Source organism: Pseudoduganella rhizocola, assembly GCF_045984285.3.
Lineage (GTDB): Bacteria > Pseudomonadota > Gammaproteobacteria > Burkholderiales > Burkholderiaceae_D > Rugamonas.
In genome coordinates, this window is record NZ_JBJQIK030000008.1 from 200,608 (window position 1) to 215,542 (window position 14,935).

Below are 14,935 nucleotides of genomic sequence, written 5' to 3' on the forward strand. Positions count from 1 at the left end.
ACAACGAAACAATATCAGTCCAGTGTGGCTCTCATGTCGGCGATGGTAGCGAAAACATGGCGCGGCGCCCGGGCTTGCAGGGCCTGAGGCGCCGTATACCCCCAGGCCACAGCACCGAAATCCAGCCCCGCGCCGTGGGCGGCTTCAATGTCGCGCACTTCGTCGCCCAGGCACAACACCTTGTCCGGCGCCACGCCGCTGCGGCGCAGCACATGGCGCAGGCGGCGGCGCTTGCCGAACAGGGCGGCGCCGCATTCGTAATAGCGGAACAGGCCTGCATCCTCGCCCAGCACCATGCGCACGTTTTCTTCCGAGTTGGAGCTCACAATCCCCAGCTGCACGCCCTTGGCCGCCGCAGCGCGCAGGAATTCGCGCATGCCCCCGAAAAGCTGGATGCGCGAGATATTCTGCGCCATCAGGGAGCGGAAATGCACGCCCACCGGCAGCAGCTTCCAGCGCGGCAGACCGACGTACTGCATCATCTGACGCAGGTCGTAGTGGCGCAGCACGTCCAGGCGATCGCGTTCCAGCCGGCGGAAGCCGTGGGCATCCGCCAGCGTGTCGAACACGTCGAGGAAGAAGGGAAAGCTGTCGGCAAGCGTGCCGTCGAAGTCGAAGATCAGCAGCTGGTAGCGGCTCATCGTTGTCCGAGGGACGTGTCGCCAAACAGATCTTTCAGCCGGTGGGGCTGCGAACGCCAGTATTGCGGCGGCGCGTCCACCTGCGCTCCCAGTTTGGCGGCGGCATGCCACGGCCAGCGCGGGTCGTAAAGAATGCCGCGCGCCAGCGCCACCACATCCGCCTCGCCCTGCACGATGATGGATTCGGCATGTTCCGCTTCGGTGATCAGGCCCACGCCGATGGTGGGCAGGCCGGTTTCCTTTTTGATGCGGGCCGCGAACTGGATCTGGTAGCCGGGGCCAAGGGGGATTTTCTGCAGCGGCGATATGCCGCCGCTGGAAATGTGCATGAAGGCCGTGCCGCGCTGCTTGAGCTCCTGGGCGAAGACCACGCTCTGCTCCAGGTCCCAGCCGCCATCGACCCAGTCGGTGGCCGAGATGCGCATGCCGACCGCGACTTCCGGTGGCACGGCGGCGCGCACCGCATCGAATACCTCCAGCGGGAAGCGCATGCGGTTTTGCAGCGAGCCGCCGTACTTGTCGCGGCGCTGGTTGGCGATGGGTGACAGGAACTGGTGCAGCAGGTAGCCGTGCGCGCCATGCAGCTCGATGCCTTCGATGCCCAGCGCGTGCACGCGGCGGGCGGCGTCCACGAAAGCGTCCCGGATGCGCTGCAGGCCCGCTTCATCGAGCGCCTCGGGCGGCGCGTCGCCCGGCGCATGGGGCAGCGCGGAAGGCGCAACGGTCTGCCAGCCGTCTTCCTCGGTGGGCGGCACGCTGGCGCCGCCTTCCCATGGCACCCTGCTGGAGGCCTTGCGGCCCGCATGCCCCAGCTGCACGGCCAGCTTGATGGGCGAGTGGCGGCGGATGGCCTGGACCACCGGCGCCAGCGCCTGCTGGTGACGGCTGGACCACAGGCCCAGGTCGCGCGCCGAGATGCGGCCTTCCGGCGTGACGGCGGTGGCCTCCGTCATCAGCAGCGCCGCGCCGGACAAGGCCAGGTGGCCGAGGTGCATCATGTGCCAGTCGGTGGCCAGGCCGTCCTGGGATGAATACTGGCACATGGGGGCGATGGCGATGCAGTTCTTCAGTTCGAGCGGCCCGAGCTGAAAGGGCGTAAAGAGCTGACTCATGCTGGAATATCCCCTCTAAAGTTACAGTTACTTACTTTTGATACAGGGCAGTGGGTAGATTGCCAATAGGCATAACGGTAATCTTTAACCATGCCTTAAACAGCTCAAGAGGAGCAAGATCATGACCCTGTACCAGAAAATCCCAACCGTCTCCGCCCGTGTTCATCCTCTGATGATCGGCGCCGCGCTGGGCGTGATCGTCTTGAGCCTTATTTCTACCGCAGCAATTATCGGCTGGCTGCCGGCGCAGCAGCACACGCTGGCCAATGCCGAAACGGCGATGAATGCCTCCGTACCGGCTGCGGGTTTTGCCAAGGTTTCGGCTCCTGTCGCGGCAGATGCTGCGCAGGCTCCGTCCCCCAAGACGCCGCGCAAGACGCCGGCGCGGATCACGAACGCCTGAGCGTCCGATGATCCTGCAAGCCGCCCGGCTCCGGCCCGGCGGCTTTTTTTACGCCTTGTCGAAGGCGCCCAGATAGTCCAGCTTACCGATTTTCACGCCCTGGTTGCGCAAGATATCGTAGGCGGTAACGATGTGGAAGTAGAAATTCGGCAGGCCGAAGCTGAGCAGGTATTCCTGGCCGCTGAAGGTGGGCGCGAAGGAACCCCAGTTCAGCTGGATGGTCTTGTCCTGGCCGGCATCGACATCGGCGGCAGCCACGCTCTCCAGGTAGGCGATGGTTTTGGCGATGCGTTCCTGCAGCTGCTGGAAAGAGGTTTCATCGTCCGGGAACTTGGGCGCGTCGCCGCCGGCCAGGCGGTGCACGCAGAGTTTGGAGGCATCGCTGGCGCGCTGGACCTGGGCGGACAGCGGCAGCATATCCTCCGCCAGACGGGCGCCGAGCAGCACTTCAGGCACCATACCCTTCTCCGCCGCAAATTCCTCGCCCTTCTGCAGCAGCGTGGACAGCACTTTCAAGCCGCGCACGAACAGCGGCACCGACACCCTCGACATAGTCAATGACATAGCAAATCCCCTTTAAGCAAAACGCCAGTCTATCGCCTCCGCCGATTTCCCGCTCATGACACCCTGGGGTCAGGCCCCCTCGTGTCACTGACAGCGGGTGCCTGACCCCATGGTGTCATGTTGTCAGGCGCGGGTGACCATGAGGGCGGCGCGGAGGCCGATGCGGACGTCGGGGTTGGGGAATACCACCAGTTCTTCGTCGTGCTCGACCAGGTGCACTTCATCGCCGTCGCGGGCGATTTCGGCGCCTTTGCCGAGCGGCGTGAAGTTCTGGGTGTCGCGGCCGAAGGCCATGGTGAAGGCATCGCTGCGCTTGATGATGTTGCGCGCGACCTTGTAGACGTGGGGCTCGCTGGCCGCTGCCAGCGGCGCGGCGCCGCGCAGCAGCCGGTCCAGCGCGCGGCGCGCATCGTCGAACTGGGACAGGTCGTTCTGCCCCAGCACGCCGATGCGGCCCAGTTCCACTGTGGCGCCTGCGGCGCCATGGTGCTCGGCGCTGTAATAGCTGTAGGTGCCCACGGATTCCGGATTCATGATGATGGCGCCAATGCCTGCCTCGCCCATCCAGCCGATCAGTTCACGCTTCGCGCCCTCCTCGATCAGGTCGGGAACGATGGCAAAGTTCGGGTAGTAGGAGGGACGGATGGCCGTGTGCAGGTCGAGGTGCCAGCGCTCCTTGCCTGCGTTGGCGAAGAAGCCCGCAGTGGCGGCGATCATCACGTCGGCGCGCGCTGCTTCGGCAGTATTGGCCAGCGTGCCGCGCACGGGACGGAACATGCGGTTCAGGTCCGCATCGATGAAGCGCTTGCCTTCGCGGATGGCGCCGATGTTGCCGACGCAGAGCATCAGGTCCACCGCCAGCTTTTCAGGTTCCTGCGCGAGCGCGTCGAGCAGGAAGGCGGTGAGTTCGATCGGGCCGGTTTCGTCGCCATGCACGCCAACCGATACCAGCACGGCGGGACGGCCGCCGCCGCGCTGGATAGTCAGGATGCCGTCCGCCGGCTCGGCGACCGTGAAGCCGGCCGCCGCGAAGCTGCGCGAAACGGCGCTGAAGTCTGCTTCGGCCAGCGCCCGGACGGCGGCCGGCAGGCCATTCGATGGACCTGCCATGGGCTTACGCTGCCTGCGCCATGCCGACCGCGTTCACGGCTTCGGACAGCGCCCACACGTCCAGCATCGCCTGCTCCAGGTCCGATGCCACCGGATAGCCGGACAGGCCCAGCGTGTTGGTGACGACTTCCACCGCTTCCGCTGCATCGTGGCCGTTGGTGGCGCGCAGCAGCACTTGCGTCAGCAGGCGCTGCTGCGTGCGGCGCAGCGTCTGCAGCGCATAGGCGCGCAGCTGTTCCTGCGAACGGGTGGCGGCCGGCAGCTTCAGGCCGCGCTCCAGGTTGTCGATGCCGGCCTGCGCACGCAGCGACATGCCAACCTGCAGGAAGGCCGGCAGGTCCATCCCCGCCGGACGCTTCACGGACAGCGCAGCGAACACGAAGGCCGCCACGCTGTCGATCGCATCGACCGCTTTCCACGCCTGCACATATTCGCTGCGCAGGCCCGGAATCGCGTCGGCTTCCGACTTGCCTTCGCCGGACAGCTTGCTGATGGTGGCCGGTTCGCCGAACAGGCGCGCCAGTTCGGCAATGCCGCCGCCGTTGCGCAGCTGCTCGCGCGGCACGGACAGCACGCCTTCGATCACGGATTTCAGCATCGCACGGGTGCGCGCATCCACACGGATCGCCACTTCGCGCGGCACCTTCAGCATGTCCGCATCCAGCGTGTCGAATGCAGGCGCCAGGTTCAGCGCGGACCATGCCTGGCCCCAGGCCAGGATCACGTCGGATTCATCAACCCCGTGCTGGGCAGCGAGGTCGCGCAGCATCAGCGGGCCGCAGCGGTTCACCACTTCGTTCGCCAGCACCGTGGCCAGGATGGCGTTCGCCAGCGGGTGGGCCAGCGCGGAACGGGTGGCGACCAGCAGGTCCGGGAAATATGGCTTGAGCACGGACTCGGCCCAGCTTTCATCCGTCAGCGGCAGTGCGGACAGGATGCGCTTGTAGCGGTTCTTCACGTTGGCGATCACCACCGCCAGTTCCGGCGTGGTCAGGCCGCGGCCGTCGGCCTTGCGGCGCGCCAGCTCGGCCACGCTTGGCAGCTGTTCCAGTTCGCGCGACAGCGCGCCCTCTTCTTCCAGGCTCGCGATCAGCGCGGCGTAGCCGTCCTGCACATGCACCTCGGACTGGGCTTGCAGCTCGCGCACCAGCAGGCGCGTTTGCTGCGTGTTGTCGCGCAGGACCAGGCGTTCGATGTCGCCGGTCATGTCGTTCAGCACGCGGTTACGCTCTTCCTCGCTCAGCTGGCCGGCGTTCACTTCCACGTCCAGCCAGATCTTCGCGTTCACTTCGTGGTCGGAGCAGTCCACACCGGCCGAGTTGTCGATGGCGTCGGTGAAGATGCGGCCGCCGGACAGCGCAAACTCGATACGGCCGGCCTGGGTTGCGCCCAGGTTGCCGCCTTCAGCCACCACCTTGCAGCGCAGTTCACTGCCGTTGACGCGGATATTGTCGTTGGCGCGGTCTTTCACCTGTGCGTGCGTTTCCGCCGAGGACTTGATATAGGTGCCGATGCCGCCGTTGTAGAACAGGTCCACGGGCGCGAGCAGGATGCGGTGCATCAGTTCTTCCGGGGTCAGCGAGGTCTCTTCGATGTCCAGCGCCGCGCGCACCTGCGGCGACAGTTCGATGGAGCGCGCGGTACGCGGGAACACGCCGCCGCCTTCGGAGATCAGTTCCTTGTTGTAGTCGTCCCACGAGGAACGCGGCAGCGCGAACATGCGGGCGCGTTCGGCGAAGGACTTCGCGGTGTCCGGATTCGGGTCCAGGAAGATATGGCGGTGGTCGAAGGCCGCCAGCAGCTTGATCTGCTTGGACAGCAGCACGCCGTTGCCGAACACGTCGCCGGACATGTCGCCCACACCGACAACGGTGAACGGCGTGGTGTCCATATCGTGGCCCATCTCGTAGAAGTGGCGCTTCACGGCTTCGAAGGCGCCCTTCGCGGTGATACCCAGCTTCTTGTGGTCATAGCCGTTGGAGCCGCCCGATGCGAAGGCGTCGCCCAGCCAGAAGCCGCGCTTCACGGCGATGCTGTTGGCGATGTCGGAGAAGGTTGCGGTGCCCTTGTCGGCGGCCACCACCAGGTAAGGATCGTTGCCGTCGTAGCAGACGGTGTCCTCGGGCGCGACGATCTTGCCCAGCACGCGGTTGTCGGTCACTTCCAGCAAGCTGGCGATGAACAGGCGGTAGACTGCTTCGCCTTCCGCCGCCACCACTTCGCGCGGCGCGCCGGCCGGCATCTGCTTGCAGACGAAGCCGCCCTTCGCGCCAGCCGGCACGATCACGGCGTTCTTCACCATCTGCGCTTTCACCAGGCCCAGCACCTCGGTGCGGTAGTCTTCCATACGGTCCGACCAGCGCAGGCCTCCGCGCGCCACAGGGCCGCCGCGCAGGTGCACGCCTTCGAAACGGCGCGAGAACACATAGATTTCGCGGAATGGGCGTGGCTCCGGCACCAGCGACAGGTTGCTGGTGTCGAACTTGAAGATGATCTTGTCGCCCTGGCCCACTTTCTGGAAGTAGTTGGTGCGCAGCGTTGCCAGCACCAGGTCGATCAGCGCGGCGAGCATCAGCTCCGTATCCGCATGGTTGACCGATGCCAGGCGCGATTTCAGGCCGATCAGGGTATCGCGAGCACTGGTGCGGGTGGCTTCGTCCAGTGACGGGTCGAAGCGCTGCTTGAAGGCGTCCACAATGGCTTTCACCAGCGCGGGCTGCCTGCGTACCGTCTCCGCGATGTAGCGCACGGAAAGCTGGGTGCCGGTCTGGCGCCAGTAGCTCATATAGGCGCGCACCAGCTGCACTTCCTGCGTGGACAGGCCGCCTTCGACCACCAGGCCGTTCAGGCGGCCGTCTTCCACGTCGTTGTTGAACAGCTTCGTGAACAGGTCTTCCGCCACCGCGGCGATGTCAGGATTGGCCAGCTTCTCGGCGCTGGACGCATCCACGGCCAGGCTGGTCACGTAGTGGCGCTTGCCGTCCGAGGTGCGGATGGAGTGCGCCTGCTCACGCTCGATCGAGACGCCGGCGTTATGCAGCGCAGGCAGCAGTGCGGACAGTGAAGGCACCTTGTCCACCGAGTAGATACGGATGGTGGTCGGGGCGCCCGGCGTGTTCTCGACGCGCACCGCCGTGCGGGCGCCGTCGCCATTGCGCAGGATCTTGTCCAGGTCGTGGAAAGCCACCACCGGCGAGGTGGCGCTGACGTAGTCCACCGGCAGCGTGGAGCACAGGCGGCGCAGGTTATTGCGCATCTCTTCGTTGCCGACCGCATCGGCCAGTTCGGAGAAGCTGTTATGCCAGCCGTCCAGGATGGCCAGCAGCGGACGCTGGATATCGCTTTCCAGGTCCAGCGGATTGCGTGCGGCGCGGGCGATCAGGTAAAGGCGGGCCAGCGGGCCGTCGGCCACCAGGGTCTGCGTGCTTACATTGCTGGCGCCGGAGCTCTCCTGCAGCGCGCGCGACAGGGCGTTGGCAACGCTCTGGCTGTAGCGTTCGCGCGGCAGGTAGACCAGCACGTTCAGGTGGCGGCCGTATACGTCGCGGCGCGCGAACACCTTGGTGCGCGGCTGCTTGTACAGCGAAACCACGGAGCCGCAGACTTCGGCCAGCCATTGCGGATCGGCTTCCAGCGCTTCGGTGCGCGGCAGCGACTCCAGGATTTCAACGAATTTCTCGGCGCGGAAGCCGGTCTCGCGCACGCCGGCGATCTGCAGCACCTTGGCGATGCGGCCGCGCGCGAACGGCAGGCGGGCCAGCGGCGTCAGGGTGGCGGCGCGGGTGAACAGGCCAACGAAGCAGTGCTCGCCGAGCACATTGCCCTGCGCGTCCATATTGCGCACGCCGATGAAGTCCAGCTGCTGGTCGCGGTGCAGGGTGCCGCTCACGTCCGCCTTCACGATGGACAGCGTATGGCCGCGGCGCGACAGGGTTTCGAAGTCGCCGGGAATATTGGCGAGGCAGGTGCCGTACACCGGATGCGAAGTATCCTGCAGCACGCCGATGCGGCTCGGGATATCGCGTTCCAGTTCGCGTGCGCCGGCCTTTACCTGGTAGTAGGCGTAGCCGTGCACTTCAAAACCTTCCTTGCGCGCCCATTCGAGGAAGGCCGCCACTTCGGCGCCCTCTTCGCTCTGGCTGGCGGCTTGTTCCGCCACGGCCGCAAGGCGGTCCTTCATCGCGGCCAGGTCGCGCTTCACCACGGCGGCGTCGCGCGCCACCATTTCGATGCGGCCGGTCAGTTCTTTCAGCGATGCTTCGTCCAGTTCTTCGGACAGCAGCACCAGCACATAGGATTCGAGTTTGGAGCCGTCTTCCAGCACCGAGACGACGGTGCCGTCGTCGGAGCGGCGCACCGGCAGCACGGCATTCAGCACGCCGTTGGCGACAACATGCTGGCGGCGCAGGGCCATCACGATGGAGTCGACGAGATAGGGCATGTCGTCGTTCAGGATCAGCAGCGCGGTGGCATCGCCGCCACGGCCGTCCGCATAGCGCAGCGATGCGATCTGGCAGCCCTCGGTGGTGCGGTTCGCGGCTTGCGTGAAGCCTTGCACCAGTACCGGGGCCAGACTTGCCGGCGATACGTCAGCCAGGTCTTCGTCGTCCAGGGATTTGAGCCAGGCTGCGATCAGGGCGGCAACCTGCGTGCCTTCTGCGGGCTTGCCCGCGTTCACGAGGTCCAGCGTCTCTTTACGCAGGTCTTGTGGCATTTTCGTCATCGTGCATCTCCAATACGTTATAGGTATTCCGTTGTGCGCCCTCTCGCTTTTGGCAGAGCGGCTAAACCATCAGGGGCGGAGGATCGCCCCGCCCCATCTTGGGATGAATCTCAATATTACAAATCATACAGGCCTGGCAGGCCAAGGATGCGGGTCAGCTCTTCGAGCGCAGCGTGGACTTCGATCGCCAGCGCGGGGTCGGCCAGGTCTTCCGGCTCCAGGTGGTCGCGGTAGTGCTTCTCCACCCAGGCAACCAGCTGATGATACAGCGCTTCGGTCATGATCACGCCCTGGTGCATGGCGCGCGCCTCCTCATCGGTCAGGGCCACGCGCAGGCGCAGGCAGGCAGGCCCGCCGCCATTGCGCATGCTCTGGCGCAGGTCGAAGTGGATCAGCTCATCGACCGGACCGCCGCTCTTCACCAGGCCTTCCAGGTAGCGTGCCACCGATTCCACCTCCTGGCATTCCTGTGGAATCACCAGCGCCATCTTGCCGCCTTCCTTTGACAGCAACTGGCTGTTGAACAGATAGCTCTTCACGGCGTCCAGCACCGGCACCGCGCCGGTTACCACACGAATGCCGGTCAGCTCCGCATCCACGCCGGCCATGGCCTGGCGCAGCTGGAACAGCGCACCCTGCTCGTCGGCGAAGGCCTGTTCGTGATAGAACAGCACATTCGCATTGCCGACCGCGATCACGTCATTGTGGAATACGCCCTGGTCGATGACATCCGGATTCTGCTGGATGTAGACGGCGCGCGCCGGGTTCAAGCCGTGCAGGCGGGCCACGGCCTGAGACGCTTCCAGCGTGTGGCGGGCCGGATAGCGCTTCGGAGCAGGTGCATTCGCATCGAACTCCACGCGGCCGTACACGAACATCTCCACCGCGCTGGCGCCATGCGATGCGCCCAGGCGCGTATGGTTCGCCGCGCCCTCATCACCGAAGGCCGGGGTGCCGGGCAGCGCGTCATGCACGGCAAAATGCTTCGCGTCCGCAAAGATGGCGCGCAGCGTGCGGGCCGACTGCAGGTGCTCGAAGGCGCGGTGCAGCTTGTTGTTCAGGTTGGCGGGCGTGAAGTGCACGCGGCCGTCGGCGGTGTCTGCCGACGGGCTCACGGTCGCCGCATTGGCGGTCCACATCGGCGATGCGGAATAGGCGCAGGCCAGGATGACCGGCGATTCCTTGTAGGCTTTGGCCAGCACTTCCGAATCGCTGCCGCTGAAGCCGAGGCTGCGCAGCAGGCGGAAGTTCGGGCGGTCCTGCGGTGGCAGCACGGCCTGGGCGAAGCCGCGTGCGGCCAGCGCACGCATCTTGGCCAGCCCCTGCAAGGCCGCCTGCTTCGGGTTGGAGGCGCTCTTCACATTGTTGAAGGACGCCACATTGCCGAACGAAAGGCCGGCATAGTTGTGCGACGGCCCAACCAGGCCGTCGAAATTGAACTCGCGTGCGTGTGCCATGATGGACCTCAGAACTGCAGACCGGGCGACAGCTTGGCCGGCATTTCCAGCGCGCTGTTCTCGATCGACGCAACAGGATAGGCGCAGTAGTCGGCTGCGTAGTAAGCGCTCGGGCGGTGATTGCCGGACTTGCCGACGCCGCCGAACGGTGCGCTGCTGGCCGCGCCGGTGGTCGGGCGGTTCCAGTTCACGATGCCGGCGCGGGCCCGCAACTGGAACTTCTGCCACAACGATTCATCGTTCGACAGAAGCGCCGCCGCCAGTCCAAATTCGGTATTGTTGGCCACCTTGAGCGCCGTGTCGAAATCCTTCACGCGCACGATCTGCAGCAGTGGGCCGAACCATTCTTCGTCGGGAATGCCCTGTGCATCGGTAACGTCCACGATGCCGGCGGATACAAAGCCGGTGCCCGGCTGCAGCTGCTTCATTTCCAGCAGCAGCTTGCCGCCTTTGGCGACCATGTCCTTTTGCGCCTGCAGCAGTTTTTCAGCCACGGCTGCCGACACCACCGGCCCCATGAAGGGCTGCGGTTCCGCATTCGATTCGCCGACAGTGATCTTCGAGGCCACGTCAACCAGGCGCTGGATGAACTGCGCGCCTTCGGGCGTATCCTGCACCACCAGGCGGCGCGCGCAAGTGCAGCGCTGGCCGGCCGAGATGAAAGCGGAGGAAATGGCCATGAACACGGCGGCGTCGATATCCTTCACGTCCCACACCACCAGCGGGTTGTTGCCGCCCATTTCCAGCGCCAGCAGCTTGCCCGGCTGGCCGCCGAACTGCTTGTGCAGCGCGGCGCCGGTCTGGCTGCTGCCGGTGAACAGCACGCCGTCGATGTCCGGGTTCTGGCCCAGTGCGATGCCGGTTTCGCGGCCGCCGTTGACCAGGTTGATCACGCCCGCAGGCACGCCGGCCTGCTCCCACAGCTGCACGGTTTTCACGGCGGTGCGCGGTGCGTATTCGCTCGGCTTGAACACCACGGTGTTACCGGCGATGAGGGCCGGCACGATATGGCCGTTCGGCAGGTGGCCTGGGAAGTTGTACGGACCGAACACGCCGAATACGCCGTGCGGGCGGTGCCGCAGCACTGCCTCGCCGTCGGCGACCTTGTTTTTCGTTTCGCCGGTGCGCGCGCCGTAGGACTGGATCGAGATATCGACCTTGTTCGCCATGGTGGTGACTTCGGTGCGGGCTTCCCACATGGGTTTGCCCACTTCTTCCGCGATCAGCAGCGCCAGCGCTTCCGCGTTTTCCTTCAGCAGGTCGCGGAACTTCGTCACGATGGCAATGCGTTCTTCCAGCGGGCGCCAGGCCCAGGCTTCGAAGGCAGCGCGCGCCGCGGCGGCGGCTTCGGCCACATCGGCGGCCGTGGCTTCGCGGCTGGCCCAGGTCTGCTTGCCGTTGGCAGGATTGATAGTGACCAGTTCCGCGCCGCTGCCGGCTTTCCACTGGCCGTTGATGAAATTGCTCAGTGCTTGTTCAGACATTGGAATTCTTCCTCACGTTGAGAGACAGGGTGCGGACGGCTTCGCCCGGATGGCAGTGCAGCAGCTTCTGTTCTGCCGTGGTCAGGTCGATCTTGCCGTTCACAGGCATCGATTCAGTAATAAGCATGCGGAAATCCTTCAGCGTGGTGTTGGACACCAGCGTAGGTTCCGGGTTCACGGGCGCGCAGGCATGCGTGGCGTCGGTATCACGGTCCACGATCGCCAGCTCGCTGTCGCGAATGGCGCGCAGCTCGGACACGCGGGCCTGCAGCACCGGGCCGGCGTCGAAGATATCCACATAGCCTTCGTAGTGCATGCCTTCCTGCTCCAGCAGGCGGCGCGCCGGGGCGGTGGACAGGTGCACCTTGCCCACAACGTCCTGGGCGGACTGCGGCAGGTAGGCGATGTACAGCGGCTGGCGCGGCATCAGTTCCGCGATAAAGGACTTCTTGCCTAGCGCCGTCAGGTCATCCACATGGTGGAAGTCCATCTTGAAGAAGTGGCGGCCCAGGCCTTCATAGAAAGGCGAGCTGCCGTCCTCGGCCTGGTAGCCGCGCATCTCGGCGATCAGCTTCTGCGTGAACAGGTGCGGGAACTGGGCGATGAACAGGAAGCGGCTCTTCGACAGCAGCTTGCCGTTGTGGCCCTTGCGGTAGTCCGGGTGCAAAAACAGCGAGCACAGTTCGCTGCTGCCCGTGAGGTCGTTCGACAGGTAGAGCGTGTCCATCTTGGTGAACACGTTCAGCTCGCGGCTGGAATGCACCAGGGTGCCGATGCGGTAGTTGTAGAACGGTTCCGTGAGGCCGACCGCGCCTTTGATGGCGCACACGCCGGCGAGGCGTCCCGTGTCGGTGTCTTCCATCACGAACATGTAGTCGCGCTGCTCCGGCGGGATAGCTTCGGCGAAGGAAGCACAGGCCGTTTCGAGGCGCTCGCCCATCATTTTCATGTCGGGCTTGAGGGTCGTCATGCCGGTGCCGACCTGCGTGGCCAGGTCATACAGGGCTTGAAGGTCGTTGGCGTTGATGGCGCGTACAACTAGCATATGGTTCTCGCAATAAGTGGTTGCGGCATCAGAGTCGGACGCAGGTGACGGTGTCACCCGGCGAAACGTTCAGTACTTCCTGCACATCGGCGCTGAGGGCGACCGCATTCACATCTTCCAGCGCCGGGCTGCGGATAGTCACGGCGCGGAAGTTCTGGTCGGCGCCTGTGGCCACGGCATACATCGCATCGCCGCCACGCGTGCCAACGGCATCGGCTACGCGCAGGGTCAGCGAGGAAGTGAAAGTGCGCAGCGCGTGCTTGTGGGCCTGCAGGATCGGGCCGCCGTCGAAAATGTCGATGTATTCGTCGGCTTCGAAGCCTTCGGCCGTCAGCAGGTTGAAGGCGAGTTCGCCGGACGGATGGATCTGGCCCATCACGGCCTGCGCGTCGCCCGGCAGCAGCGGCACGTAGACCGGATAGTGCGGCATCAGTTCCACGATCAGCGTGCGGTTACGCGCGCCGCCGATGGTGCGTTCGGCGTCGAGGAAATCCATCTGGAAGAACTTGCGGCCCAGCGCATCCCAGAACGGCGAGCCGCCCTTGTCGTCGGTGACGCCGGCCAGGGGCACGAAGAAGCGGTCGCCGAAACGCTGCGGCGCCTGCAGCGCATACAGCAGGCGGGAACGCGACAGCAGCGCCGCTTCCGGACGCTGCTGCAGCTGCTCATCCACATAGAAGCTGGACAGCTGCGAGTAGGCCGTGAGTTCCGAACACAGTGTGAGCGCATGCACGCTGTGGCTGATATTCAGGTCGCGCGAGACCTGCTGGATCACATCGTTACGGAAGGAGAAGTAGGTGCCGTTGGAGCCGGCCGAGGCGAAGATGGCGGCGGTGCCGCAGATCTTGCGCTCGTCCAGCGACTCCAGCACGAACAGGTACGATTCCTCGCTGGGGATATCGACCTGCGCCGAGAACGAAGCAATCGAACGCTCGACGGCCTGCGCGATTTTCTCGCGCGTCTTGGGCAAGGTATGGACACCCGGCATAGTGACCGCGGCCAGCGATTCAAGCGCTGCGATATCCGCAAGTTCTACCGGACGGACAACATACATGTGAACTCCTTCTTGCTCTAATAAGAAACGCCCGGCACGAGGACCGGGCGGATGGGCCGGGAGGCGGGCCGCTTATGCAGCCTTGATCATGCCGTCGAGGGCCAGGCGCAGCAGGCGGTCGGCCTCGTTGATCTGGGCGTCGGTGACCACCAGCGCAGGCGCCAGGCGCAGCACGTCCGGGCCGGCGATCAGCACCATCAGGCCCTGTGCTTCGGCGGCGCGCTGGATATCCTTCGAACGGCCCTTGAACGGCTCGGCCACCACGAGGCCCAGCAGCAGGCCGGCGCCGCGCACGGCGGTGAACACTTGCGGATAGTCCTTCACCAGCTGTTCCAGCTTGCCGATCAGGGTCAGGCTGGCTTCTTTCACGCGCGCCAGGAAGGCCGGCTGGTTGATGGTATCGAACACGGTGAGCGCCACGGTCGCGGCCAGCGGATTGCCGCCATAGGTGGTGCCGTGGGTGCCGACGGACAGGGTCTGGCCCAGTTCCTCGGTGGTCAGCATGGCGGCCACAGGGTAGCCATTGCCCAGCGCCTTGGCGGAGGTCAGCACGTCCGGCGTCACGCCGTAGCCCATGTAGGCGAACAGGGAGCCGGTGCGGCCCATGCCCGACTGCACTTCGTCGAAGATCAGCACGGCGCCGGTCTTGTCGCACAGTGCGCGCAGCTCTTTCAGGAATTCCACATTACCCGGCATCACGCCGCCTTCGCCCTGCACCGGTTCCACGATCACGGCGCACACGTCGTCGGTTATGTTGGCGCGCGCGGCTTCGATATCGTTGTACGGCAGGTGGTCGATCTGCGGCGGCAGCGGCTCGAAGCCTTCGGTGTACTTCGACTGGCCGCCGACGGACACGGTGAACAGCGTGCGGCCGTGGAAGGAGTTCAGGAAGGACACGATGCGCGACTTGTGCGGGCCGAACTTGTTGTGCGCGTGGCGGCGGGCCAGCTTCAGCGCGGCCTCGTTGGCTTCCGCGCCGGAATTGCAGAAGAAGGCGCGGTCGGCGAAGGTGGCTTCGGTCATGGCCAGGGCGAGGCGCAGCACCGGCTCGTTGGTGTAGCCGTTACCGAGGTGCCACAGGGTATTTGCCTGGCGGGTCAGCGCTTCCACCACGATGGGGTTGCAGTGGCCGAGGGCGGACACGGCGATGCCGGAGGTGAAGTCCAGGTAATGCTTGCCGGTCTGGTCCCACAGATCCAGGCCGCTGGCCCGCACTGGAACCATGTTTGCCGGTGCATAGGTCGGCACGAGGACTTCATCGAAAGTCTGCCGGGTGACAGGGCGGGTGGTTACAGACGAGTCAAGCTTGGCGTTCATTTGGCAAATCCCCAATAGAAAGAGG

The 14,935-nt window shown here is 65.1% G+C and carries 11 protein-coding genes; 1 reads left to right on the forward strand and 10 read right to left on the reverse strand.

What is annotated here, in order from left to right; translation table 11 throughout:
- Window positions 1-14 precede the first annotated feature (14 nt).
- Both ACJRPG_RS18310 and ACJRPG_RS18315 read right to left on the reverse strand, forming a co-directional pair.
- Window positions 15-641: an HAD-IA family hydrolase gene (locus ACJRPG_RS18310; protein WP_408001536.1), complete on the reverse strand. Its 627-nt coding sequence runs from the start codon at window positions 639-641 to the stop codon at window positions 15-17.
- Window positions 638-1,753 carry an NADH:flavin oxidoreductase/NADH oxidase gene (locus ACJRPG_RS18315; RefSeq protein WP_408001537.1) on the reverse strand — a complete coding sequence of 372 codons (1,116 nt, stop codon included), beginning with the start codon at window positions 1,751-1,753 and terminating at the stop codon, window positions 638-640. Before ACJRPG_RS18315 ends, ACJRPG_RS18310 begins: the two co-directional genes overlap by 4 nt.
- A gap of 121 nt (window positions 1,754-1,874) precedes the next feature.
- Here ACJRPG_RS18315 and ACJRPG_RS18320 point away from each other — a divergent pair, with 121 nt between their 5' ends.
- Window positions 1,875-2,156: a hypothetical protein gene (locus ACJRPG_RS18320; RefSeq protein ID WP_408001538.1), complete on the forward strand. Its 282-nt coding sequence runs from the start codon at window positions 1,875-1,877 to the stop codon at window positions 2,154-2,156.
- Window positions 2,157-2,204: 48 nt separating this feature from the next.
- Here ACJRPG_RS18320 and ACJRPG_RS18325 read toward each other — a convergent pair whose 3' ends face one another.
- From ACJRPG_RS18325 to astC, 8 genes are all read right to left on the reverse strand, one after another.
- Window positions 2,205-2,720, reverse strand: a complete 516-nt coding sequence (locus ACJRPG_RS18325; protein ID WP_408001539.1) for a DUF1993 domain-containing protein — start codon at window positions 2,718-2,720, stop codon at window positions 2,205-2,207.
- Between the two features lie 123 nt (window positions 2,721-2,843).
- Complete coding sequence (locus ACJRPG_RS18330; protein WP_408001540.1) at window positions 2,844-3,830, reverse strand: succinylglutamate desuccinylase; 987 nt, start codon at window positions 3,828-3,830, stop codon at window positions 2,844-2,846.
- 4 nt (window positions 3,831-3,834) lie between these two features.
- Window positions 3,835-8,553, reverse strand: coding sequence for an NAD-glutamate dehydrogenase domain-containing protein (locus ACJRPG_RS18335; RefSeq protein WP_408001541.1), 4,719 nt, complete (start codon window positions 8,551-8,553; stop codon window positions 3,835-3,837).
- Between the two features lie 116 nt (window positions 8,554-8,669).
- A complete protein-coding gene (gene astB, locus ACJRPG_RS18340) occupies window positions 8,670-10,010 on the reverse strand; it encodes an N-succinylarginine dihydrolase (RefSeq protein WP_408001542.1) in 1,341 nt (446 codons plus the stop codon).
- An 8-nt stretch (window positions 10,011-10,018) separates the two neighbouring features.
- On the reverse strand, window positions 10,019-11,494 hold the full coding sequence (astD, locus tag ACJRPG_RS18345) for a succinylglutamate-semialdehyde dehydrogenase (protein WP_408001543.1): 1,476 nt from the start codon (window positions 11,492-11,494) through the stop codon (window positions 10,019-10,021).
- Window positions 11,487-12,539: an arginine N-succinyltransferase gene (gene astA, locus ACJRPG_RS18350; RefSeq protein WP_408001544.1), complete on the reverse strand. Its 1,053-nt coding sequence runs from the start codon at window positions 12,537-12,539 to the stop codon at window positions 11,487-11,489. The genes astD and astA (ACJRPG_RS18350) overlap by 8 nt, the downstream gene beginning before the upstream one ends.
- Window positions 12,540-12,567: 28 nt before the next feature.
- Window positions 12,568-13,593: an arginine N-succinyltransferase gene (gene astA / locus ACJRPG_RS18355; protein WP_408001545.1), complete on the reverse strand. Its 1,026-nt coding sequence runs from the start codon at window positions 13,591-13,593 to the stop codon at window positions 12,568-12,570.
- A 72-nt stretch (window positions 13,594-13,665) separates the two neighbouring features.
- Complete coding sequence (gene astC, locus ACJRPG_RS18360) at window positions 13,666-14,910, reverse strand: acetylornithine/succinylornithine family transaminase (RefSeq protein WP_408001546.1); 1,245 nt, start codon at window positions 14,908-14,910, stop codon at window positions 13,666-13,668.
- Between the last annotated feature and the right edge of the window lie 25 nt (window positions 14,911-14,935).